The organism is Halovivax gelatinilyticus, from assembly GCF_024300625.1.
GTDB lineage: Archaea > Halobacteriota > Halobacteria > Halobacteriales > Natrialbaceae > Halovivax > Halovivax gelatinilyticus.
Map to the genome: position 1 here is coordinate 612,025 of NZ_CP101322.1, position 22,202 is coordinate 634,226.

Consider the following 22,202-nt stretch of genomic DNA (forward strand, 5'->3'; position numbering starts at 1 on the left):
CGACCACTTTGCGTCCACGCAGGTAAATCGCCCCGATTTCGACTCGCGCCCGACCCCCAACGCTGGTCGACCCCACCGAAATGATTACAGTGCTATCGTTCACTGGTAGGGCCATGTTCGAACCCGCTCCGCTGCTCGTCGACTCGGTCCAGACACTCGCCTCGGACTCGCCGGTCGTACTCGGGGCGATCGCGATCGTCGCCGCGCTCGTCGCGATCACGGTCGTGAAGTTCGTCGTCGGACTCGTCGTTCGGGTCGCGCTCATCGGCGCCGTCGTGCTGGGCGCGCTCGTCGCCGTCGGCTACCTTGGGTGAGAGTCGGCTACGGACGAATCGTCGCCGGGAGTTGAGTACCGGTCAGCTGGGTAGTTGGATAGGAGACTCAAATAATTCTTGTAGTGTGGGTGAGTATTAACCGGATGAGTTGCTGTGTCTATAGTAATGTCGAAACCCATTTCCCGGCGACGAATTCTCGCCAGCACGTCGGTTGGGTTTCTCGTGACACTCGTAGGGTGTACAGGCTGGTCACCGGGGTCGGATGGGTCCGATTCGACCACAACGGATCGTAGCGGCCCAGCAAACGAGTCAGACATGGATAAGGAGGACCACGCCGAGAGACTGGAATCGTGGCAGGAACTGGAGCTTGCGGGAGAGATCTACGGTACTGAGACTGGAGATTGGCGTATGCTCGGCCACAATACCGGTAACACGTTTGTCAATCCCGAGGCCCAGGGACCGTCAGACTCGCCGTCCGTGCAGTGGCAATACGACAAGGACTCTCTGGGAATCATGGTGGGCCATCGGCATCACCGTCCGTTGCTCGTCGACGGAACCGTCTACACGACGGTCCAGGTATCCGACAACCCAGAAACCGAATCGGATGAGGAGGAGCGGTCCGAGTGGAAGGTCGTTGCGATCGACCCGGCAACGGGTGAGGCTGAAACCCTGCTTACTGAAGCGACGCGGACGCGGATTTGGCGTCCGACGATCGTTGACGAGACGCTCTACGTCGCCGTCGACGGTCGCGTTAGAGCCTATGATTTGATCAGCGGCGAAATGCGGTGGCAGTCAACTCCTATTTTGCGAAAAGCATCTGCGATCAGGCCAGTAAATGACATTGTTTTAGCGACGGATAACGTTGTACGGACAGTGCTGATACCGGTGAGCCGGTCCCGCAGCTGTACGCCCTCGACGCGGACTCCGGAGAGATCCGTTGGGAAGGCGTACGGGAGTGGATCAATCGGTCTCGAAGAACCCCTGCTCCCGGTCGTCGCCGACGACGTCGTCTGCTTTCCGCACGCCGAACATGTTTGGGACCTCCACAGCGGTGACGTGGTTGGTGACCTGCCCCGAGAGTTCAGATATCCGGTCCTGTTCGAAGGGGAGCTCTACGGGCTATCGGACGGAGCGGACGGCACGGTCCTGGTTTCCTACGAGTGGGAGACTATGGAGCAACGCTGGATCTACGAACCCGAAGAGCGCGTCAGCGCCGGGTGGCCCGTCGTCATCGACGATGTCGTGGTCGTCAACGGACAACCGGAGGGAATGCTCGGTATCGATCGCGAAACGGGAGACAAACTGTGGCGAACCCGCCCGTGGGACGACTATCTCGGATCGTTGACCCGAGTGGCGACGAACGGCGTCGTCTACGTCGTCCACGAGGGCGGTGCCGTGACGGCACTCGATCCGACGGACGGGTCGATCGAGTGGCAACTCCGAACCGACGAGATGGAGTGGACGGCGATATCGGGCTGCGCGCTGGCTGATGACCTCCTCGTTTCGGTCGGGAGCGGCGGCACGCTGTTTGGCATCTCGTAACCGGCGTTCGGTTCGATCCAGCGCTCGAGTCGCTACTCGACCATCGCGAGGAAGTTCTCGATCAGTTCGTGGCCACAGCCCGTCAGCACGCTCTCCGGGTGAAACTGCACGCACTCGATCGGGTACTCGCGGTGGCGAACGCCCATGACGAGGGTCTCGCCGTCGTGCTCGGCGGTCGCAGACACCTCGAAGCAGTCGGGCACCTCGGTCGCGACCAGGGAGTGGTACCGCCCAGCGCGCAAGCCCTGCTCCAGGCCCGCGAAGACGCCCTCGCCGTCGTGGGAGATCGCGGACGCTTTGCCGTGGATCGGCGCGGGCGCGCGGCCGACCGTCCCGCCGTACTCGTAGACGGTGGTCTCGAGGCCGAGACAGACCCCGAGCGTCGGGATCTCGGGGCTGAGTTCCCGGAACACGGCGCGCGAGATCCCGACGTCGCGGTCGTTCTCGGGATGGCCGGGACCCGGACTCACGACGATCGCGTCCGGGTCGGCGGCGCGGATCTCGTCGAGCGTCACCTTGTTCGTGACCACGTCGGTGGCGGCGTGGGCGCTGACGTACTCGACCAGGTTGTAGGTGAACGAGTCGTAGTTGTCGACGAAGAGAACTGACAGGTTTTCCCCCGCCGTGGTCGCCGTGCTCATCGACTCACCTCCGGAGCCGTGTCGCACGCGTCGGTCTCCTCGCGCTCAGGTCTCTCCGCGTCGCCCTCGATGCGCTCCAGCGCGGCCAGCACGCCGTCCATCTTCTTCTCGGTCTCCTCGTACTCCGCGGTCGGATCGCTGTCGGCGACCAGGCCAGCGCCCGCGCGGACGGTGATCCGGTCCGAACCCTCCGGGAGCCGCTCTACCGTCGCCGTCCGAATGACGATGGCGAAATCGGTGTCGCCGGTCCAGGAGAAGTAACCCACGCCGCCGCCGTAGAGTCCCCGCGGCGTCGTCTCGAGTTCGTCGATAAGCTCCATCGCGCGGATCTTCGGCGCGCCGGCGAGCGTCCCGGCCGGGAACGCCGCCCGCGTGGCGTCGAACGCATCGTACGACTCCGCCGTACCGTCCACTAAACGCGGTTCGGAGCCGTCGGCGTCCGCGGCCAGCCGGCCGGTAACGGTCGACTCGATGTGCTGGACGTGGCTGTACTTCAGGACGTTCATGAACTCCTCGACGCGCACCGAACCCGGCTCCGAGACCCGGCGGACGTCGTTACGCGCGAGGTCGACCAGCATGGTGTGTTCGGCGCGCTCCTTGTCGTCGGCGAGCATCTCCCCGGCCAGCCGGCGATCCTCGACGGGACCCGACCCGCGCGGGCAGGTTCCCGCGATCGGATTCGCCACGACCTCGCGACCCTGCACGGAGACGAGCGTTTCGGGGCTCGCACCGACCACGGTCAGGTCGTCGTGGGCGAGCAGGTACATGTACGGGGAGGGGTTGACCTCACGCAGGGATTCGTAGAGTGCGAGCGAATCCACCTCGCCCCGGAGCTCGCGCGACCGCGAGATCACGCCCTGATAAATATCGCCCGCCAGGACGTGCTCCTTGAGACGGTCCACGATATTCTCGTACGCTTCCCGCGATCCGGCCGTCTCGCCCCGTCGAACGAAGCCGCCGGTCTCGGGCATCTCGGCGACGCGAAGCGTTTCGTGGACCCGGTCGGCTTCCGCACAGAGCCCATCGTACACCCCGCCAGGATCATCACCGTCCCGGACGATCGGCGTACATACGAGCGAGACCGTCCCTTCGCGTTCGTCGAACGCGAGCGTCTTCGTGGTCAGAAGGAACTGCGCGTCGGGGAATTGCGAAGGCGGCCGCTCTACGCCCACCTTTTCGAGCCACAGGTCGTAGACGGCCTCGTAAGCCAGAAACCCGACCAGCCCGCCGTCCAAGTGCTGGCGGTCGCGGTCTGGCACGTTGGCGAGATGGACGTCTGGCAAGGCGGCCCGGAGTGCGCCGACCGTGTCGCGTTCGGGATCGGTATCGATGAGGTCCACCGGTGCGTCAGCAGACAGCGGTTCGACCGTCGTTCCCGTTGGCTCGACTGTAATCACGGCCTCGGGGTCGTACCCGACGTAGGAAAACCTCGCGTGGCGCTCGGCCCGCGCCGAATTCGGCCGGAACGCTCCGTCCGGATCGCTGGAGGGGGTTTTCTCGGCACTCTCGAGTAAGAACGCGTACCGGGCGGGTTCGTCCGACGGGGTCGACGAGTCGGACGCGTCCGGTTCGTCGTGAACCGACGAGTCAGTGATCGTATCTGACGGCGTCCGTCCCGTGAGCGCCGCGTACGCGACGAGCGGCGTCGTCTCGACGGGAAGCGAACATTCCGTTCTGACCGCGACGAGCCGATCGTCCGCGTCGCCCGCGAGCGCGACGAATTCGTCCCTGTCGAGATCGGGCGTCGGGCTCGTCATCGGATCAGGCCTCCACGCGATCGCGTGTCAAGCGTTCAGCTCGCGCCCGCTCGACGAACGACCGGACGGCGTCGGGGTCCTTCTCGCCACCCGCCGATTCGACGCCGGTCGAAACGTCGACCCCGTAGGGTTCGACCGCTCGCACCGCCGCCCCGACGTTTCCCGGCGCGAGGCCGCCGGCCAGGACGATCGGGATCGAGAGCGTCGAGGCGGCCGTCCGCGTCCGTTCCCAGTCGTGCGTCTCGCCAGTCCCGCCCGCACCGGCGTCGTCGACGGAGTCGACTACGAGCGCGTCGACGAGATCTTCGAATTGAGCGACGGACGGAACCCGGTCGACGCCGGTGGCGAGGACGACGCTCGCGTCCACCGCCGACCGGAGGTACGCGAGGTCGCCGGCGGCGTACTCGGCGTGGATTTGGACCACGTCGGGTTCGGCGATGTCGACCAGATCGATCGCGCGCTCGACGTCGGTCATCGTGACGAGGACGGTGGTGACGAACGGCGGCGTCGCCGCGATCAGTTCACACACCCGTTCGATCGAGCACGCTCTGGGCGTCTCCACCGGCACCTCGCAGACGAAGCCAACCGCGTCGGCACCGGCTTCGACGGCCGCGGCGAGATCGGTCTCGCGAGTGATGCCACAGATCTTGACTCGCGTCATCCGACCGTCCTCGCCGCCTGTCCGCTGAGTCGGTCGAGCGTCGCCGCCGCGTTACCGTCGTCGATGACCGCGCGGGCGCGCTCGACCCCCTCGGTAAGCGAATCGGCGCCGCCGCCGACGTAGATGGCCGCGCCCGCGTTCGCCAGGACGACGTCGCGTTTCGGACCCGTCAACGTTCCCCGGACGATTCCTTCGAGGTCGGCCGCGTTCTCGGCGGGCGTGCCGCCGGAAATCGCTTCGATGCGGTGGCGATCGAGCCCGAGATCCGACGGCGAGAGCGTGTAGGTGACGACCGTTTCGCCGGTCACCTCCGCGACGCGCGTGGGGCCGTGGATGGCGATCTCGTCGGTGCCGGCGCCGTGGACGACGAGTGCACGCTCTACGGGCATTCGGGTGAGCGCGTTCGCGAGCACGGAGACGAGTTCGGGATCGTAGACGCCGATCACCTGCGCGGTGGCCCCGGCGGGATTCGTCAGCGGACCGAGGACGTTGAAGATCGTCCGCATCGCGAGTTCCGATCGCGGGCCGCTTACGGCTTTCATCGCCGGGTGAAACGCCGGCGCGTGGAGGTAGCCGATGCCGTCGCGTTCGATCGTCGCTTCGACCGCGGCCGGGTCGGTTTCGAGGTCGACACCGAGCGCGCTGAGAACGTCCGAACTTCCAGACGAAGACGAGACGGCGGCGTTGCCGTGTTTGGCGACCGGAATTTCCGCCCCCGCGGTGACGATCGCACTCGTCGTCGAGACGTTGATCGTGTCGTGCTCGTCGCCGCCGGTGCCACAGGTGTCGACCAGCGGTTCGCAGTCCGGATCGATGGTGTTCGCCGCCTCGCGCATGCCCTCGGCGAAGCCAGCGATTTCAGCTTCCGTCTCGCCCTTGGCTTTGAGTCCGGCGAGCAGGGCGCCGATCTGGGCGTCCGTAGCGCCGCCAAACACCTCGGAGACGGCCTGCTTCGCCTGGGACTGATCGAGGTCGACCCCTCTCGTTACGCGTTCGACGTGTGCCTTCATACAAGATCACTATTGGACCTGATTGTTCTACAATGCCCAAATCTGTACACCAACTTAAGCGTATCGGTCAGTCGAGCGCTGCCGGATCGGGCGAGTGGAGAGTAGACGGTTCGGCTCAGCGAACGAATACGGCGCCCGTCCCGGCGTCGACTAATTCGAAACCTTCAATTACGGTGGCGGGCAACGATTGGATGCAGACGAACGCAAGCCGGACGGGTTGGTGGTCTAGTCTGGTTATGACACCTCCTTGACATGGAGGAGGCCGGCAGTTCAAATCTGCCCCAACCCATTTTCCCGACGCAACAACGACGAGCGAAGCGAGGAGTCCGCGTCGGGAAATTGATTGAACACAGATTTGAACTACGCAAGTCACGCGCAGCGAAGCGAGCATGTCTTGCAGCAGTTCAACTCTGCCCCAACCCATTTTCGAGCGACAAATTACGACGAGCCCAGCGAGTCGCACGTCGCTCGGAAATTGATACGGGAGATTTGAACGAGACGAGTCGCAGCGCCCGAACGGAGTGAGGGCGACCGTCTCGGCGTCGTTCAACTCTGCCCCAACCCATTTTCGAGCGACCCTATTTTTCCAACCTAGCCACTTCTGACGGGCCGACGAGGGCTAGGGTGAGTCAAACACTCGTCCTGTAGCCGCCCCCGAATCGGCAAAAGCGCTTATAGTGAGCGACCCCCTTCCTTGTGTCGTGAATGTCAGGAACGGCGTAACGTTGGGCGTCCTCGTGTTGGTACTCTTCGTGGCGATCCTCTCTGCGAACGTGCTGGTGGCCGCCGATCGTACGGTCCTGGATGCCGAGTACGCCGCCGATACGGCCGAAGAGGCCGAGTTGTACGACGAGATAACGGCCGAGCTACACGCGGAGTTGCGCGGCGAGGCGGACGTCGGCGGGTCCGGCATGCCGACCGACGCCGCTGCAGAAGAGATACTCGAGAGCGCGATATCGAGCGAGTACGTGCAGGGCGAGGTGACTGCGGCCATCGAGCAGGTCTACGCCTACCTCCACGGCGAGACGGACGAGCTTCGAATCATTGTCGACACCGAGCCGGTGAAAGCGGGAGTACTAGAAGCACTCGAAGCAGAGTTCGAGACGCTCGGCCCGGCGGACGTCGGCGAGGAGCTCTCGACCGCAGTTCCGTCGGACCTGGGCGAAGAGAACCCGGGCGTCGCGATCGAGGAGATGGCCGAGAGCGAATCTCGCTTCGTCGAACACCGCGAGGCGTTCGAAGAACGAGCGAAAGAACGGATCCAGGAGGAAACGCCGTATCCGATGACCGACGAGCAACTCGACGCCGCCTACGAGGACGAGCGCGAGGAGATCAGAGCCGAACTCGTCTCCGAACAAGACGAGTTGATCGATCGGGCGGTCGCCGACGGAGCGCTCGATGGCGCGTACGAAGCCCCGGTTCGCCAGATCTCGCAGGCCCGGATCGACGCGGTCACGGGCGAGATCGGCTACGACGAATACGTCGATCGCGTCGAGAGCGCAACGGCCGACGTGAGAGCGGTGGCGCTCGAGGAAGCCGCCGCCGAGCTGGACGCGGAATTTCCCGAGACGGTCGACCTCTCCGACGAGTTCGGCGCGGACGAAGCGAGTTCGATGGAGACCGCACAGACCGCGACGTCGACCGCGTCGACGCTCGCGTTCGTCCTGCCGCTTCTCGGGCTCGCGCTCGTGGGGGCCGTCGCGTACCTCTGGCCGGCGTCGACCACGGCCATCGCGGTCGGAGCCGTCTCGGCCGTCGCGGGACTCGTCGGCGTCGTGGCGTCGCGGGTCACCGGGAGCGTTCTCGACGACGCGATAGGATCCGCCAGCGGTCCCGACGCCGCCGAGCGGTTCGTCGAGTTACTCCTCGGCGGGATGCTGGATCTTCTCACCTGGCAATCGGGCGGGTTGCTGATCGTCGGGGTCGGCCTGGTCGGACTCGGCATCGCCATCCGACGCGGGCTGGTCCTCCCCGATCTGGAGTGAGTACGGGGCGACTTGGGTTCGAGAATTCGATAGCTCCTCTGGAAGCGGCCGTTCGAGCCTACTGCGCTAGATAGGCGATGCCGTCCGGATGGATCCCCGTGTCGTACCGGTCGATCTCCGCGAACGCGTCGACGTCGATAACGGAGACGTCGTTCGTCTTGTTGTTCGCGACGAACGCGCGAGTGCCGTCCGGGGCGAAGACGGTCCCGCCGGGCCAGATCCCGACCGGGATACGCGCGATCTCCCAGGGCCGGCGCTCGCCGTCGCGGACGTGCTCGGTGTCGATCACCGAGACGCTGTCGGATTCGCGGTTGGGGACGAGGGCGTACCGACCGTCGGGGGCGAGCATCACTCTGATCGGCGTCTCGCCGAGGAGCGCTCGGTTCGTCTCCTCGAAGGTTTCGGGATCGAGCACGGAGAGCATCCCGTCGTCCTGGTTCGCGACGAGCACCTCGCCGGTGTCCGGATCGACGCCGATCCCCTCCGGACTCTCGCCGACCGGCGGATCGGCGACGACGCGGCGCTCATCGCAGTCGACCACCGTCACGTTGTCGCTGCCGATGTTGGCGACGTAGGCCGTCTCCTCGTCGGGCGAGAGCGCGACCATGTGCGACTTATCCTGGTAGGTGGGGAACGTCTCCAGTAACGCCATCGTCTCGACGTCGAAGACGAAGAGCTGGCTGCTGTAGGTCGACGCGAGCCAGAGTTCGCCGGCCGACTCGCGGACGGCGAGCCCGTGCGGGAAGTCGAACAGCTCGTGTTCGAACCGGTCGACGACCGTCCGATCGTCGGTGTCGATCGCGAGCAACGAGCCGCCGAGCGAGCAGGTGACGTACGCCCGCGAGCCGTCGGGCGAGATGGCAACCTCGTGCGGGTTGAAGTCGGTCTCGACCACGTCGGTCGTCTCGCCCGTCTCGACGTCGACGAACGAGACGGTATCTTCGTCCTTGTTGAGCACGACGAGCTGGTCGTCTCCGTCTGTGTCGGTCATGGTCGACCGATCGTGAGACAGCGCCATAATTGTCCGTGTTGGGGATAAACACGAAGCGGGAACCGAACGACACCGCCCGTTACTCGGATCCGGCGCTTGCCCGCTCGACCGACCCGTCGTCGGTCACGACCACCTCCTCGGCCCGAACGACGTTGACCACCGCCCCGAAGAGGATGACGATCCCGGCCAGGTAGAGCCAGGTAACCAACAACAGGACCCCGCCGACGGCGCCGTACGCCTCGTACTGGCCGGCGTTCGCCGCGTAGATCTGAAAGCCGACCTGGAGGAGCGTCCAGCCGACCGCGGCGAAGACGGCCCCCGGAACGACCGCGCCGACCGAGACGTCGACCGGCGGCATCACGTAGTAGATGGGCAAGAAGACCAGCGTGAGTCCGACCAGTAACCCGATCCACCCGAGGATCCAGGCGAACGGCACCCGGCCGGCCGTCACGCCGAGGAAGTACCCGATGGCGACCATCAGGACGAGGCCGCCGGCGACCGCGACGAGCGTGACCAGGCCGTCGACGAGGTGACCGACGAACGACTTCTCGGCGGCCGTCCCGTAGATTCGGTCGAACGCGACCGAGAGACCGCGAAAGACTTTCAACGCACCCCAGGCGGCGACCGCGAGCGCGACGACCGTCGCCTGGGCGCGGCCGGCCTCGGTCGTCAGGGCCGCTTCGAGCAGCTCCTCGCCCGCCTCGGGCATCGCGTCGCCGGCGACCATCACCAGCCGCGCGGCGACGTCCTCGCCGCCGACGATCGAGCTGATCACGAGCGCGAGCAGCACCATCGGGATGATCGAGACGAAGGCGTAGTAGGCGAACGCCGCGGCCAGCAGCGTCACCTCTCGCTCCGTGGCGATTCGATAGACGGCCTTTCCCGTCTCCGCGACCATGTGCTCACTTCGGCGCCCAGCGACATGAGTGTGAGCCGACGCTGCACGTCGCGAGTCGAGCCGTCTACGGCGGACGGTCGACGGACCGCTACACGAGCGGCGAATCACCACTCCGTACAGAAGTTTTGCGTCGCAAAGACCATACCGTCGTCCGTGAGGTAAACGCCGACGCCCGCGCGGTCCCACTCGTCGTTCAAGATTGCCTCGCGGTGTGGCGGCGAGTTCATCCACTGATCGACGAGCCCCTCTGCAGCTTCCTCGGGGGTAGTATACTCGACGACGCCTCCATCGCCGGATTCGACGGCTCGGTCGACCCAGCTCTGGGCGATGTTCTCGCCGTAGCGCTGGCAGTAGTCGCCCGTCGTCTGGAAGCGATCCATCGGACTCTCGCCCTCCGGGTTGTCGTGAGCGAAGTACTCGCGCTGGGCCATGTCGGCGCTGTGGCCGCGCGAGACGGACGCGATCGTCGCGTCCCAGACGAGCGGGTCGAGCCCGTGTTCGGCGCGGACGTCGTTTATTTCGTGGTGGACGAAGTCTTCGACGTGGTCGCTTCGTATCTCGACGTCGCCTTCGTACGACGACTGTACAGGATCGGCCGCGTGTCTGACCTCGGGCGTTCGATCGCCGGCGGCCGGGGGCGTTTCGGTCTCGATCGGCGTGTGCTCGTAGAGCAGATCGTCGACGAGGTCTGGAACGAACAGGACGAATCCGGCGGCGAGCGCCACGACGATCGAGAAGGCGATCAGCGCCCTGAATACCCCGAGCAGTCCACGATCCGTAGGCGGCGTTCCATCCGATGCGGGATCCGGTCTCGAGGCCACCATCACACCCGGATATCTGACGGGGCTATATTGACCTGTGGGTTATCATTCGTCCCTAGAGCCTGTAACGCGGGCCTTCCGACGGGTTCGCCGGCATACTTCCGAAGAGTAGTGACTCACTTCGACGACCCCGATCGGATCGACTCGAGCGTCTCGTGGACGCCGAGGACGAGCCCCGGAACGACGATCGCGAACAGGTGCTCTTCGATCGGAATGCCCGCGACCTCGACGCCCGTCCGCAGGTCGATGCTGAAGACGCCCACGGCGAGCGTGTAGCGGTCCCAGACGTACGCGATCGGGTACAGCGTGACGATCGTGACCGCGGCGCGTTCCAACGCGTTCGCCCGTCTGAGCAGGACGAACGCGACCGCCCCCCAGAACAGTTCCGTCGCGAGATAGGTGTAGCGCCCGAAGACGCTGATGTCGAGTCCCATACCGACCCGAAGCGGACGACGGTCGAAACTATTGACCGCGTACGGGGCTGTCGTCGTTCGCGAGCACCAACTCACAAATTGGGGCTACCCCGTCTGTTATCCAGTGTGATAAAAGTTACCAAACATCACGGACAATATGTTGATTACGGTCCGGACAGAAGTGGGAAACGGACCGATGAATATTGCTGATATCGCGACTCGAGAGTATCTCGAAGTGGACGTCGGGACGCGCATGGGGAAAGTTCGCTCGTCGTTCGAAAACGGAAACCCCAAAGGAATCATCGTCACCGACGACGGCGCGTACGAGGGGGTCATCAGCGAACGGAAGGTGCTCCAGAGTCACGTCGAAGACGACGCGAAGGTCGCTGCGCTTATCAAACCGTCCAGAGCGGCGCCGGCGCCGACGGTCGATCGCGACGAGGGCGTCCGAGAGACCGCCCGCATCCTCATCGAGGGGAACACGAAGATCGCGCCCGTCTTCGAACACGACGACCTCTGGGGCGTGATCACCGACGACGCCATTCTGGAGGCCGTCATCGACAACCTCGACGCGATCGACGTCGCCGACGTCTACACCGAGGAGCCGATCACGCTCGCCGAGGACGACGGCATCGGCAAGGCGATCAATCACCTCCGCGAACACGGCATCTCTCGGCTGCCCGTCCTGAACGAAAACGGCTACCTGACGGGCATGGTGACGACCCACGACATCGCCGACTTCGCCATCCGCGAAAACGAGCGGATGACCCAGGGCGACCGCGTCGGCGACAACGAGCGGATGCTCGACGTCCCCGTCTACGACATCATGAACAGTCCGGTCGAGACGACCTCCCTCGAGACGAGCGTCCGAGGGGCGATCGAGACGATGCTCGAGTTCGACTACGCCGGCCTCGCAGTCACCGGCGACGACGACCGCACGGTCGTCGGCGTGATTACCAAAACGGACGTCCTCCGGGCGCTCACCTACACGGAAGAAGAGCAGATGGACGTCCAGATCACGAACATCTCCCAGCTCGGGACGCTGAGTCGGGCCGACATCGTCGAGCGAATCGAGTCGGTCGCCGACAAGTACGCGAAGATGCAGGTACACCACGCCCACGTCAGGTTCCACGAACACAAGGAGAAACTCCGCGGCCAACCGCTGATCCGCTGTCAAATTCGGCTCCGAACGAACAAAGGACAGGTGGCGGGCTCCGGCGAGGGCTACGGTGCCGACAGCGCCTTCCGTATCGCGCTGGATAAACTGGAGCGTAACGTCCTCGAATTGAAAGGCATCCAGAGCGACGAGGAGTACCGCGGACAGCTGCTCAGAAAGTTAAACGAACTGTAACGGGTCCGGCGACCGATCCATCACCGATCGGCGGGCGTGTCGTCGAGCCGGCTCACCAGTCGACGTCGGTCACGGTCGCCTCGACGACCACGACGTTCTCCACGACGCGAATCTCGTGAATCTCGCCGGCCTCGTCGACGAACTCGTCTTCGGCTTCCTGCTCGGCTTCGTCTTTCTCCGCGCGAGCGGTTTCTGCGTCCGCGTAGTGAACGAAAATCTCGAGCGCCAGCTCCTCACCATCGGCAGAGAGCGAAATCGCCAGTCGCTCGTAGGACTCGTCGGGATCGACGATTACGCCGGCCAGTTCCGCGCCGCCGACGCCGCTGGCCGCTCGGCGCCAGCCCTCGTCGACGTCGGTGAGACGATCGCCGTCGCCGCGGTCGGCGTCGACGAACGACTCGTAGCGGTCGCTCATCACGATCGTCTCGTCACTGATCGCGATCCCGTCGAAAAGAACCGCGTACTCGCCGTAGGTTTCCGGCGTTTCGACCGTCCCCTGAGCGAACGTGTCGACGAGTCGATCCCGATCGAACGAGCCGGTGACGACCATGGCCGAGTCGATCGCGTCGTCGTCCGCTTCGACGACGATCAGCTCGTCGATCGCGTCCTCGTCGAGTCGGAGATCGGTACCGAGTTGCTCGAGCTGGAGCGTCTCGATCGCCGTCTCCGGCCACCGGTCGAGGATTGCCGGCACGTCCATGTAGATCGCACCGCCAGAATCGATCTCGCCGACGACGTCGGCGGCGAGCCACGATTCGAAGCCCACTTCGCCGGACCCATCGAATTGCTGCGTCGCTTCTTCACCCGGTCCGTCGGCGTCGTCACCGTCGGAACAGCCGGCCAGTCCGACCGCAGTCCCAGTCGCGACCGCTCCGAGAACGCGCCGTCTCGAAAGAGTTGCCATGGCGAGAGACTGCGTGCAGCATCAGTAAGGGTTCTGGCCGGAGGCCGTCGGGACGACCCCCGATCGCTCGTCGAAGACGATCCGGACGGGCCACTACACGGGAACAGTTCCTACGGGTACGGCTGGGAATCGCTTCCCCGCAGACCCTCGTTCGTGATCTGAAACTGGACGGAGTCGCCGGCCGGTTTCGCCCGATGTTTCTCGAGCGTCGCACGCCGGTTCCCGCCGCGGAACCGATCGATTCGGACGATCGTTCCGGTCCAGTGTTCGAGCGTGTTCCCGCCGAGCGCCCGCGTCCGATCCGAATCAGGGTCGGCGAACACCTGGTTGGTGACGACGACGGCCAGGTCGTGCTTGCGAGCGAGCGAGAGGAGGTGCGTGACCTGGCGAGTGACCTGGCGCAGCGCGTCGCCGGCCTGCTCGTCGCCGCCGCGTTCGAGCCGGTAGAAGCCGGTCGCGCTGTCCAGGACGATGAGATCCGCTCGCTCGGCGAACTCTTCTGCGTCACGGACGGCTTCTGCCTGATCGGCGAAGTCGAGCGCCTCCTCGATGATGATCTGTGAGGCGATCGACTCGGCGTTGGCGAGATCGTCGGCGTCGCCCTCGACGCGGGCGGAGAGGAGCTGTTCGAATCGATCGATCGAGAGTCCCTCCGTGTCGATGTAGACGGCCGTTCCCCCGGCAGCGGCCACCTCGACCGCGGCCGAGAGGGCGAGATTCGTCTTTCCAGCGGCTGGCGGGCCGTACAACTGAGTCACCGTGCCGCGCTCGAACCCGTCGCCGAGCAACTCGTCGACCGGCGGACAGCCGGACGATATGGCCGCACCGTTCACGACGCCTCTTTCGCGTCGGATGGCAAAAAGGCCCCGGAAACCCGCCTCGGAGAACCGATAGTCCAGGTTCGCCCGAATCGATGTCGGCGGTCGTTGCTCAGTACGGCGGCGAGGTGCCGATTTCCGCGTCGACGTCCTCCAGCGGCCGGACGCCGATCCCGTGGAAGTCGGGGATCGACGGGGCGCCGTCCTCCTCGTTACGCGCCGCTTCGATGTCGGCGTCGTCGTAGGCGTCGATCGGATCCGGTTCGACGACGGTGACGATCTCTTTCGTCTCCGTATCGAGGATCGAAAAGCCGGGCGTGACACCCGTCGCGGCGTGAGGGTCGCCCGACAGCGGAGCGGGACCGCGAAGGGTGACGAGCATGTACGCGCCGTCCGGCGTCGCCCACATGATGTCGGGCGCGTCGCGTTCGGCCGGCTCGTCCCCGGTTGCCGGGCCGAACGCCTCGATTTCGCTCTGGGGCTGATCCCAGTCTGGATTCCAGACGATACCGTCGTTCGTCTCCCGGTTTAGCACCCAGAGTTCCTCGCCGTCGGGCGTGAACCAGAACCCGTGAGCGTCGATGCCGCCCGTCGATTTCGGGCCGAGTCGAAGCTCGTCTTCGGCCGTATCGTAGATGTACAGGTCGCCCACGCCCTCCTCGCCGCTGTCGGGATCCGACGGCAACCCGGCCGTGAGGTAGAATTTCTCCTCAGTCGGATGAGGCATTGTGCCGCAGTTCGTCGGATACTCGTCGTGACCGTAGGCGCGCTCGACCGAAAACGACTCGTGGTCTACGATCACGAGCGCGCCGTCGTGATAGCTCGGTCCGAGGGTGTGTAGCGACCGGCCGTCTGGCGCGTACTGATGACAGATCGGCGCACCCCCCTCGATACCTGCGTCCTGGACCGTCTCGTCTTCGTGGATCGCGAGTTCGTCGACGATCTCGAACGATTCGGCGTCGAGATCGACGTCGACGCGAACGATGGCCTCCTCGCCGATGGCGTCGACGTGGACGTACTCGTCGTCCGGCGAGAACGCCGCCATGTGCGATCCCGCGCCCGTTTCCAGGTCGGCGACGAGTTCGTGATCCTCGGTCCGGAATATCAGCGTCCGCGCCCCGGCCGTGCAGGCGATCGCCGCGTACGCGTAGTCACCGCTGTAATCGATCATGTGCGGGACGATCGGTCCGTCGTCGTCGAGTAGGTCGTTCAGATCGATCGTCTCCGCGTGGTCGTACGGATCGGAGCCGTCGAGATAGCCCTCCTCGGTCGGCTCGTACAGGTAGATGGTGTCCGTTCCCTGATCCAGCGCCCACACCTCGTGGGCCACGCGCTCCGGCCCGTCGGAGGAGCCGGTTCCATCGTCGGCGTCGTCTCCGCTCGGTTGATCCGTCGCGCCGTCGTCTGAATCCGATGGATCGTCGTCGCTTCCTCCGGTGCACCCGGCGAGCGCCAGTGCGCCGGCTGCCGTCGTCCCTGCGAGAAACGTCCGCCTAGTTTTCACCTTTCTCATACAAGATGGTCGAATTCCCAGATACTAAAATACACGGTTTTCAGGCCCTCTACCCGGAGAATTTGGGTCAGAGGTCGTAGGCAGTGGCAAAACCTACCTATAGTTTGAGAGAGCGTTCTCGTGGCTGATAGACCACCCGTATCGTGCCGGCCAACCAGCCACTCAGGATCGGACGCGTAGAACACCCTGCCGAGGGTGAACCGATCGGGTCCCGTGAAGTCGACGAGCGCGTATCGCGAGAGAGACAGAGAGAAGCGGCATATATTGCCACCAGCTGTGAGAAACGCGAAGCGATGGCGTCGATACTGGCAGAGATTCGGATACTGGCCGGGACTCGAACCGACGGCATCGGCGTCGTCGCGCCGGGCTTTCTCGGCGTCACTCCTCGACCCAGGGGCCCGTTCGCTCGCCCGGGATTCCGACGAGCGAGACGAACTCGCGTCGCGACAGCGCACACCGGTATGCCGGTTTGTACGCCATGCTCTCGCCGCCCTCGACCACCCGAAGACGGTCGGCGACCGACGAACGGAGGTAGTAACTCGGTCGCTGATTGCCTGGCTTAGTCGTGTACTCGCTGAGCCGGATCGGGTGCCGACAGAAGAGTCCGCCCGGCTCGCGTCCGTCGATCAGGACGACGGCCTTCTCGTCGCGGTACAGTCGGCCCTCGCGTGCGCGCTTCGTATGCGCGTTGTCCGGATGCCGGTCGAGTATCCGCGCACACTCGACCGGATCGGCGTCGGGCGTGACGACGTCGACCGTTTCGACGGTCATGTAGCCGATGAGGTATCGGTGGGCCCGCTCGCCCCCGGGCCGGCGGAGGCCGGCGTAAAAGCCGACAACGTCGCCGGGTTCGAGCGCCCCGAGGCGGGTGGCGTAGCCGCTCGTCCGGTGCTCGCCGTAGGTCAACGATCGGAAGTTCGGGTCGTGGTGAAGCGGCCACGTCTCAAGGGTCTCGCCCGTCACGACGAACTCCGGATCGGCGACCGGGCGCGGACGGATGCGCGTCGCCAGGTCCGCGGCCGATCGCCCGTCGGGCAGCGACCAGCTCCCGAGAGTCTCGCGTTCGCTCGTTCGCTCGGTCTTTTCCGGAATGGGTACGTAGGCGAACGTCCCGTCGTCGTACAACGGGCCGAGCGCGCCGAGATTGGTCGTATCCGCACCGATGCCGCAGCAGACGACGCTCACGGCCGCTCACCGGAGGTTGACGCCGCGCGTCGAGAGGAACTCGGAGACGTCTTTGATGACGACCGGCGAACCGATGATCCGACACGTCGAGTCCGTCTCCTCGACGATGGTTACCATAAATCGCTCGTCGAGTCGCGCCTCTAGCTCGTCGATCGTCGTCCGCGGGACGATGATCTGGGTGCTGTCACGCAACATCGACGCATCGGGCATGTGTAGTACTTTTCGAACGACTCGTTTATACGTACCGAAAGTCGTTTCCAACGGTACTCCGGACGCGCATGGAAAGGGTTTTTCGACGCGACCGGCTCCGTATCGGTATATGGGGCTCGAGGAGGAGATTCGCGAGATCGAAGAAGAAATCGCCAGCACGCCCTACAACAAGTCGACCGAGGCCCACATCGGTCGCCTGAAGTCGAAGCTCGCGGAGAAAAAAGAGAAACTCGAGAACCAGTCTTCGGCGGGCGGCGGCGACGGCTACGCCGTCGAGAAGACCGGCGACGCGACGGTCGCCCTGGTGGGATTTCCGAGCGTCGGCAAGTCCTCGCTGCTCAACTCGCTCACCAACGCCGAGTCAGAAACGGGCGCCTACGAGTTCACGACGCTCGACGTCAATCCGGGCATGTGCAAACACCGCGGAGCGAACATCCAGATCCTGGACGTGCCCGGCCTCATCGAGGGCGCCGCCCACGGCAAGGGTGACGGAAAACAGGTACTTGCCGTCGTGCGTAACGCCGACCTGATCGTCTTCGTCCTCTCGGTCTTCGAGATCGAACAGTACGACCGGCTTCAGCGGGAGCTATACGACATCAAGATCCGCGTCGACGAGCAACCGCCGCGAGTGACGGTCAGGCGAAAGCACAAAGACGGCATCAAGATCACCTCGAGCGTCGAACAGGATCTAGACGAGGCGACGATCGGCGAGGTCTGTCGCGAACACGGCTTCGTCAACGCGGACGTAAACCTCCAGGAGCAGGTCACGATCGACCGGCTCATCGACGGCCTCCAGGATAACAGAGAGTACATCCCCTCGATCACCTGCGTCAACAAGGTCGATCTGATCAACCCGGAGTACAAGGAGACGGTCGACGAACAGCTTCGCGAACGCGACCTCGATCCCGAGGCGGTGACGTTCATCAGCGCCGAAGCGGAGCGAGGACTCGAAGCGCTCAAAGACCGCATCTGGGAGAATCTCGGGCTGATCCGCGTCTACATGGACAAACCCGGCCGGGGAATCGACTGGGAGGAACCGCTCATCGTCGAGGAGGGGGCGACGATCCGCGAGGCCGTCGAGAAACTGGGCGGGGACTTCGAGGAGCGATTTCGATTCGCACGCGTCTCCGGCCCCAGCGCGACCCACGACCAACAGCAAGTCGGGACCGAACACGTCCTCGAAGACGAAGACGTGTTGAAGCTGATCCTCCGACGATAGCTCGGATCCGGATCGACGATACAGGCGACGCACCGAGAGTATCGCACCACACCCCGGCTGGAATTTGTCCGAACGATCACGTAATGTTATGAGCGTCGACGGTGTCAGCATCCACCATGTCAGAATTTGGCATGCTATCAGTGATCCCACCGTTACTGGCGATCGTCCTCGCGATCGTCACGAGAAAGGCGGTCCTTTCGCTGTTTCTCGGCATCTGGTCCGGTGCGATCATTTACGCCGGCGGGCCGGATCCGCTCGGCGATCCCATAGGCTGGATCGAGGGGGTCCTCGCCGACGGCTTTGGCTTTTTCACGACGTTCGACTGGATCGTCGAGGCCATCTCCGATCCGTTTCACACCCAGATCCTGATATTCACCCTCCTGCTCGGTTCAGGAGTCGCGATGATCTGGCAGCTCGGCGGGGCGTACGCCGTTCGCGATTGGGCGCTCCAGCGCCTCGATACGCAGCGCAAAGGCATGATCGCGACCTGGGTACTCGGCATGGTGATGTTCTTCGACGACTACGCCAACACGGCCATCGTCGGCTCGTCGATGAAGGACGTCTCCGACCAGCTCCAGATCTCGCGCGAGAAGCTCTCCTACGTCGTCGACTCGACGGCCGCGCCGGTCGCGACGATCATGCTCTCTTCGTGGGTCGCGTTCCAGATATCACTCATCGGGGACGCGTACGAAGAACTCGGTCTCGACGGCGCGGGCGACCCCAGCGAAGTCGAGATCTTCATCCAGTCGATCCCGTTCAACATGTACGCCATCCTGGCGATCGTCATGGTCGGCATCATCGTCATCTCGAGGCGCGATTACGGCGAGATGCTAGACGCCGAACACAGATCCTGGGGAACCGGGAAGGTCTATCGCGAAGACGCCCAGCCGATGCAGGACGTCGAGGCGGACCTGGGCGAACCGTACGCCGACAATCCCCGCCTCGGGAGCTTCTTCTACCCCGTGATCGTCCTCATCGCCGTCACGGTCATCACGGCACTCTGGACGGGTTACTACGAGGCCGGCTCCCCACCGCTTGCCGAACTCGCCAGCTGGAGCGAGATGGTCCAGAACGCCGATTACGCGGCCGCGCTGATCTACGGTTCGTTCGCGATGGTCGTCACCGGATTCGTCCTCGGGTCGGTCTACGACATCTTCGACTTCCGCGAGGCGACCGACACCACCATCAGCGGCTTTGGCATCATGCTCACCGCCGTGACGATCCTCGTCCTCGCGTGGGGCATCGGTTCGACGGTCGGCGCGCTCGAGACCGGCGAGTACGTCTCCGGTGCCATCGGTGACGACCTTCCCACCGCATTGTTGCCGGTGATCGTGCTGGGAACCGCCGCGTTCATCGCCTTCTCGACCGGCACCTCCTGGGGAACGATGGGGATCCTGACGCCGATCGTCATCCCCATCTCCTGGGCCATGACCGGCGATCACACCATGACCGCGGCCGTCGTCGGCATGATCTTCTCCGGGGCGATCTTCGGCGATCACAGCTCGCCCATCTCGGACACGTCCGTGCTCTCCTCGACGTTCACCGGCGCGGACCTCATCGACCACGTCCGCACGCAATTGTACTACGCCGTCACCGTCGCGCTCGTCGCGGCCCTGCTGATAACGATCTGGGGAGTCACCGAAATTTCGCCGTTCATCCTGCTGCCGATCGGCGCGCTCATCCTGATCGGGCTGGTCTACGGCCTCTCGGAACTCGACGCCAGACGAAAGGGCGTCGACCCGATCGCCGTCAACGGCGGCCGACATCGCGGCGATCCGGTGAAACCGGCCACGGAGGCAGACCGTACCGAACCGACCACCGACGTCGACGATCGATCGGACTCCGAGACGCGACCGCCCTCCGACGAGGACTGATCGAGTCGATTCCGGACCGACCCACTGACTCTCCGCGTTCCACACGTTTTTGCGACGAGAGCGCGTGTATCCGCGCATGGACGGAACCGTCGATCACACCATGATCCGCGTCGCGGACCTGGACGAATCGCTCGCGTGGTACCAGACGCACCTCGACTACGAGGAGAAAGATCGCTTCGAGGGCGACGACTTCACCATCGTCTACCTCGGGCCGGAAGAGATGCACGAGGAGGGGGCAATGCTCGAACTCACCCACAACCACGGCACCGACGAGGTCGAGATCGGCGACGCGTGGGGCCACATCGCCGTTCGCGTTCCCGAGGGTGAACTCGAATCGGCCTACGAACAGCTGATGGACGAAGGCGTCGCGGACTACCGCGATCCCGAATCCTGTGGCGGCCGCTACGCGTTCGTCAAAGACCCCGACGGCCACGAGATCGAAATCGTCCAGCGCGATCCCGACCAGGGGGCGCGCTGGTCCATCGATCACACTATGATCCGCGTCGAGGATGCCGACGCCGCGCTCGGCTTCTGGACCCGAAAGTTCGAGTACGACGAGATCGGTCGCTGGGAAGCCGACAGCTTCGCGAACTACTTCCTCGAGCCGACCGACGCCGCCGACGAGGCGATGGCCGTCGAACTCACCTACAACTACGACGGCCGATCCTACACGCACGGCGACGGCTGGGGCCACCTCTGCGTGCGCGTCGACGACCTCCACGACGACTGGGAGCAGCTCATGACCAGAGAGGCCGAGGACTACCGCGACCCCGAGAGTTGCGATGAGATGTACGCGTTCACGCGCGATCCCGACGGCCACGAGATCGAACTACTCGAACGCGACCTGGACGCCGACTCGCTGTTCCCGTTCTGAGGGGACCCGACTAGGGCCGTTCTAGGCTACGAATCGACGATCGACTCGGCCACCTCGATGAGGGTCTCCTCGGTGACGTCACCGGAGACGATGTACCGGAGATCTCCGTCGGACCACTGGACCGAGCGGTAGTCGACGCCTTCCATCGACGTGAGCGTCGCCTCACTGTCGCCGATCTGGACCGTCTCGCCCCCGATCGGGTCCTCGTGGGGGCCGTCCGCGACGCTCACGCTCAACGTGTTACCCGTCTCGTTCTCGTAGCCGAGCGAGGCCGACCAGCCCTGCAGGTTCTCGGAGACGTACGCCGAGTCGAACGCGAACGACTCCGACGGTTCTGGCTCCGGCAGCGCGAACGGAACGGTCGCGTTGGCCGACTCCGCGTCGTCGAACTCCTCGTTCGTGAGGTCGTCAAAGTCGATTATCTCGACGCCGTCGGGCGCTTCGAAGACGAAGCGCTCGTCGTCGATCTCGACGTTCGGGGAGAACTCCTCGAACTCTATCGTGGTCGTCATCTCCGAGCCCAGGAGATCGGTGACGGCCACCTGTTTCAGCGGGTAGTAGGTCTCGTCGTCGATCCAGAGCGTCATCGACTCGTACATCGAGTCCCCGCCGTCGGCCGTCAGTTCGACGATCGTGACGTCCCGATCGGCGATCGTGTCCGTGCCGGCTCGCTCGGCCGTCATGTTCTCGTACAACTGGGCCGAGAGGTCGTCAGTAAATTCGTCCATCGCCTCGCCGGCCTCGCCGAAGTCGAATCCGAGGTCCATCCGCATCGCCTGGTTCGTCTCGCCGTCGTACGTCCACGTCGTCGAGCCGTTCATCACCATAATCTCCGGGTCTCCCAATCCGTCGTCCAGCTCGACGGCTTCCATCCGCGTCTCCGACGGTGAGCGGTGCCAGATCTCGAAGGTCGCCGACTCGACGCCGTCAGCGTCGTCGATCGTCGTCGTCTGGACGCCGTGGATCGACTCGATCTCGGCCTCGGCTTCGTGGGCCTTCTCGACCAGCTCGTCCGCGGAGAGAGCGTCCGTCTCGTCCGGACCGTCGTCGGCGTCGTCACCGTTCAATCCAAGCGGCCCGAGACAGCCGGCGGTCAACAGCAGTACGGCAATCGATAGTACAGCAGTGGTTCGTCGGAGGGACATCTCTCGTCAAGTTTCGAGTACGTCAACCGTTAGTAAAGAAGGTTGTTGTTGGGTATGAGTGACAGGCTGACAGACGGTAAACGAGACTGGGCTCGATTACGCGGTCAGGAGACTG

Annotated in this window: 21 protein-coding genes and 1 tRNA gene; 8 read left to right on the forward strand and 14 right to left on the reverse strand. The window is 64.5% G+C overall.

Translation table 11 applies throughout. From position 1 onward, the window contains the following. Window positions 1-113: 113 nt before the first annotated feature. On the forward strand, window positions 114-314 hold the full coding sequence (locus NKH31_RS02945) for a hypothetical protein (protein ID WP_254863651.1): 201 nt from the start codon (window positions 114-116) through the stop codon (window positions 312-314). Between the two features lie 846 nt (window positions 315-1,160). Continuing rightward, window positions 1,161-1,817 carry an outer membrane protein assembly factor BamB family protein gene (locus NKH31_RS02950; protein WP_254863652.1) on the forward strand — a complete coding sequence of 219 codons (657 nt, stop codon included), beginning with the start codon at window positions 1,161-1,163 and terminating at the stop codon, window positions 1,815-1,817. Window positions 1,818-1,849: 32 nt separating this feature from the next. Here NKH31_RS02950 and trpG read toward each other — a convergent pair whose 3' ends face one another. From trpG to trpD, 4 genes are read right to left on the reverse strand one after another with little or no spacing between them, the layout of a single operon-like run. After that, a complete protein-coding gene (gene trpG, locus NKH31_RS02955; protein ID WP_254863653.1) occupies window positions 1,850-2,458 on the reverse strand; it encodes an anthranilate synthase component II in 609 nt (202 codons plus the stop codon). Continuing rightward, on the reverse strand, window positions 2,455-4,215 hold the full coding sequence (gene trpE, locus NKH31_RS02960; RefSeq protein WP_254863654.1) for an anthranilate synthase component I: 1,761 nt from the start codon (window positions 4,213-4,215) through the stop codon (window positions 2,455-2,457). Before trpE ends, trpG begins: the two co-directional genes overlap by 4 nt. Before the next feature lie 4 nt (window positions 4,216-4,219). Beyond that, the gene (locus NKH31_RS02965; protein ID WP_254863655.1) at window positions 4,220-4,876 is read right to left on the reverse strand and encodes a phosphoribosylanthranilate isomerase; all 657 of its coding nucleotides are present in this window, start codon (window positions 4,874-4,876) and stop codon (window positions 4,220-4,222) included. Next, a complete protein-coding gene (trpD, locus tag NKH31_RS02970; protein WP_254863656.1) occupies window positions 4,873-5,886 on the reverse strand; it encodes an anthranilate phosphoribosyltransferase in 1,014 nt (337 codons plus the stop codon). Before trpD ends, NKH31_RS02965 begins: the two co-directional genes overlap by 4 nt. Before the next feature lie 214 nt (window positions 5,887-6,100). Here trpD and NKH31_RS02975 point away from each other — a divergent pair. Together NKH31_RS02975 and NKH31_RS02980 are read left to right on the forward strand one after the other, a co-directional pair. Continuing rightward, window positions 6,101-6,175: transfer RNA gene (locus NKH31_RS02975), tRNA-Val, on the forward strand. Window positions 6,176-6,587: 412 nt separating this feature from the next. After that, window positions 6,588-7,871 carry a hypothetical protein gene (locus NKH31_RS02980; protein ID WP_254863657.1) on the forward strand — a complete coding sequence of 428 codons (1,284 nt, stop codon included), beginning with the start codon at window positions 6,588-6,590 and terminating at the stop codon, window positions 7,869-7,871. Between the two features lie 58 nt (window positions 7,872-7,929). Here the strand turns inward: NKH31_RS02980 and NKH31_RS02985 are convergent, their stop codons facing one another. The 4 genes from NKH31_RS02985 to NKH31_RS03000 all read right to left on the reverse strand — a co-directional run bounded on the left by NKH31_RS02985 (window position 7,930) and on the right by NKH31_RS03000 (window position 11,015). Continuing rightward, complete coding sequence (locus NKH31_RS02985; protein ID WP_254863658.1) at window positions 7,930-8,862, reverse strand: YncE family protein; 933 nt, start codon at window positions 8,860-8,862, stop codon at window positions 7,930-7,932. 79 nt (window positions 8,863-8,941) lie between these two features. Then, window positions 8,942-9,760 carry a YihY/virulence factor BrkB family protein gene (locus NKH31_RS02990; RefSeq protein WP_254863659.1) on the reverse strand — a complete coding sequence of 273 codons (819 nt, stop codon included), beginning with the start codon at window positions 9,758-9,760 and terminating at the stop codon, window positions 8,942-8,944. 104 nt (window positions 9,761-9,864) lie between these two features. After that, the gene (locus NKH31_RS02995; RefSeq protein WP_254863660.1) at window positions 9,865-10,584 is read right to left on the reverse strand and encodes a CAP domain-containing protein; all 720 of its coding nucleotides are present in this window, start codon (window positions 10,582-10,584) and stop codon (window positions 9,865-9,867) included. Between the two features lie 113 nt (window positions 10,585-10,697). Then, window positions 10,698-11,015, reverse strand: coding sequence for a lycopene cyclase domain-containing protein (locus tag NKH31_RS03000; protein ID WP_254863661.1), 318 nt, complete (start codon window positions 11,013-11,015; stop codon window positions 10,698-10,700). 175 nt (window positions 11,016-11,190) lie between these two features. Here NKH31_RS03000 and NKH31_RS03005 point away from each other — a divergent pair, with 175 nt between their 5' ends. After that, window positions 11,191-12,345 (forward strand): CBS domain-containing protein, encoded by a 1,155-nt coding sequence (locus tag NKH31_RS03005; RefSeq protein ID WP_254863662.1) that lies wholly within the window; start codon window positions 11,191-11,193, stop codon window positions 12,343-12,345. Between the two features lie 52 nt (window positions 12,346-12,397). Here the strand turns inward: NKH31_RS03005 and NKH31_RS03010 are convergent, their stop codons facing one another. The 5 genes from NKH31_RS03010 to NKH31_RS03030 form a co-directional block, all read right to left on the reverse strand. Next, window positions 12,398-13,249, reverse strand: coding sequence for a hypothetical protein (locus NKH31_RS03010; RefSeq protein WP_254863663.1), 852 nt, complete (start codon window positions 13,247-13,249; stop codon window positions 12,398-12,400). A 110-nt stretch (window positions 13,250-13,359) separates the two neighbouring features. Beyond that, on the reverse strand, window positions 13,360-14,082 hold the full coding sequence (gene radB / locus NKH31_RS03015; protein WP_254863664.1) for a DNA repair and recombination protein RadB: 723 nt from the start codon (window positions 14,080-14,082) through the stop codon (window positions 13,360-13,362). Between the two features lie 97 nt (window positions 14,083-14,179). Continuing rightward, window positions 14,180-15,580, reverse strand: a complete 1,401-nt coding sequence (locus tag NKH31_RS03020) for a YncE family protein (protein WP_254863665.1) — start codon at window positions 15,578-15,580, stop codon at window positions 14,180-14,182. Window positions 15,581-15,958: 378 nt separating this feature from the next. Next, window positions 15,959-16,765, reverse strand: a complete 807-nt coding sequence (locus NKH31_RS03025; protein ID WP_254863666.1) for an Nmad3 family putative nucleotide modification protein — start codon at window positions 16,763-16,765, stop codon at window positions 15,959-15,961. A 6-nt stretch (window positions 16,766-16,771) separates the two neighbouring features. Further along, entirely contained in the window at window positions 16,772-16,975 is a 204-nt protein-coding gene (locus tag NKH31_RS03030) for a VNG_1110C family protein (protein ID WP_254863667.1), read from the reverse strand. A gap of 109 nt (window positions 16,976-17,084) precedes the next feature. Here NKH31_RS03030 and NKH31_RS03035 point away from each other — a divergent pair, with 109 nt between their 5' ends. From NKH31_RS03035 to NKH31_RS03045, 3 genes are all read left to right on the forward strand, one after another. Further along, window positions 17,085-18,194: an OBG GTPase family GTP-binding protein gene (locus NKH31_RS03035; RefSeq protein ID WP_254863668.1), complete on the forward strand. Its 1,110-nt coding sequence runs from the start codon at window positions 17,085-17,087 to the stop codon at window positions 18,192-18,194. Window positions 18,195-18,310: 116 nt separating this feature from the next. Further along, window positions 18,311-20,068, forward strand: coding sequence for a Na+/H+ antiporter NhaC family protein (locus NKH31_RS03040; protein WP_254863669.1), 1,758 nt, complete (start codon window positions 18,311-18,313; stop codon window positions 20,066-20,068). A gap of 76 nt (window positions 20,069-20,144) precedes the next feature. Further along, a complete protein-coding gene (locus NKH31_RS03045; RefSeq protein ID WP_254863670.1) occupies window positions 20,145-20,942 on the forward strand; it encodes a VOC family protein in 798 nt (265 codons plus the stop codon). A 26-nt stretch (window positions 20,943-20,968) separates the two neighbouring features. Here the strand turns inward: NKH31_RS03045 and NKH31_RS03050 are convergent, their stop codons facing one another. Beyond that, window positions 20,969-22,087 carry an outer membrane lipoprotein-sorting protein gene (locus NKH31_RS03050; protein ID WP_254863671.1) on the reverse strand — a complete coding sequence of 373 codons (1,119 nt, stop codon included), beginning with the start codon at window positions 22,085-22,087 and terminating at the stop codon, window positions 20,969-20,971. Between the last annotated feature and the right edge of the window lie 115 nt (window positions 22,088-22,202).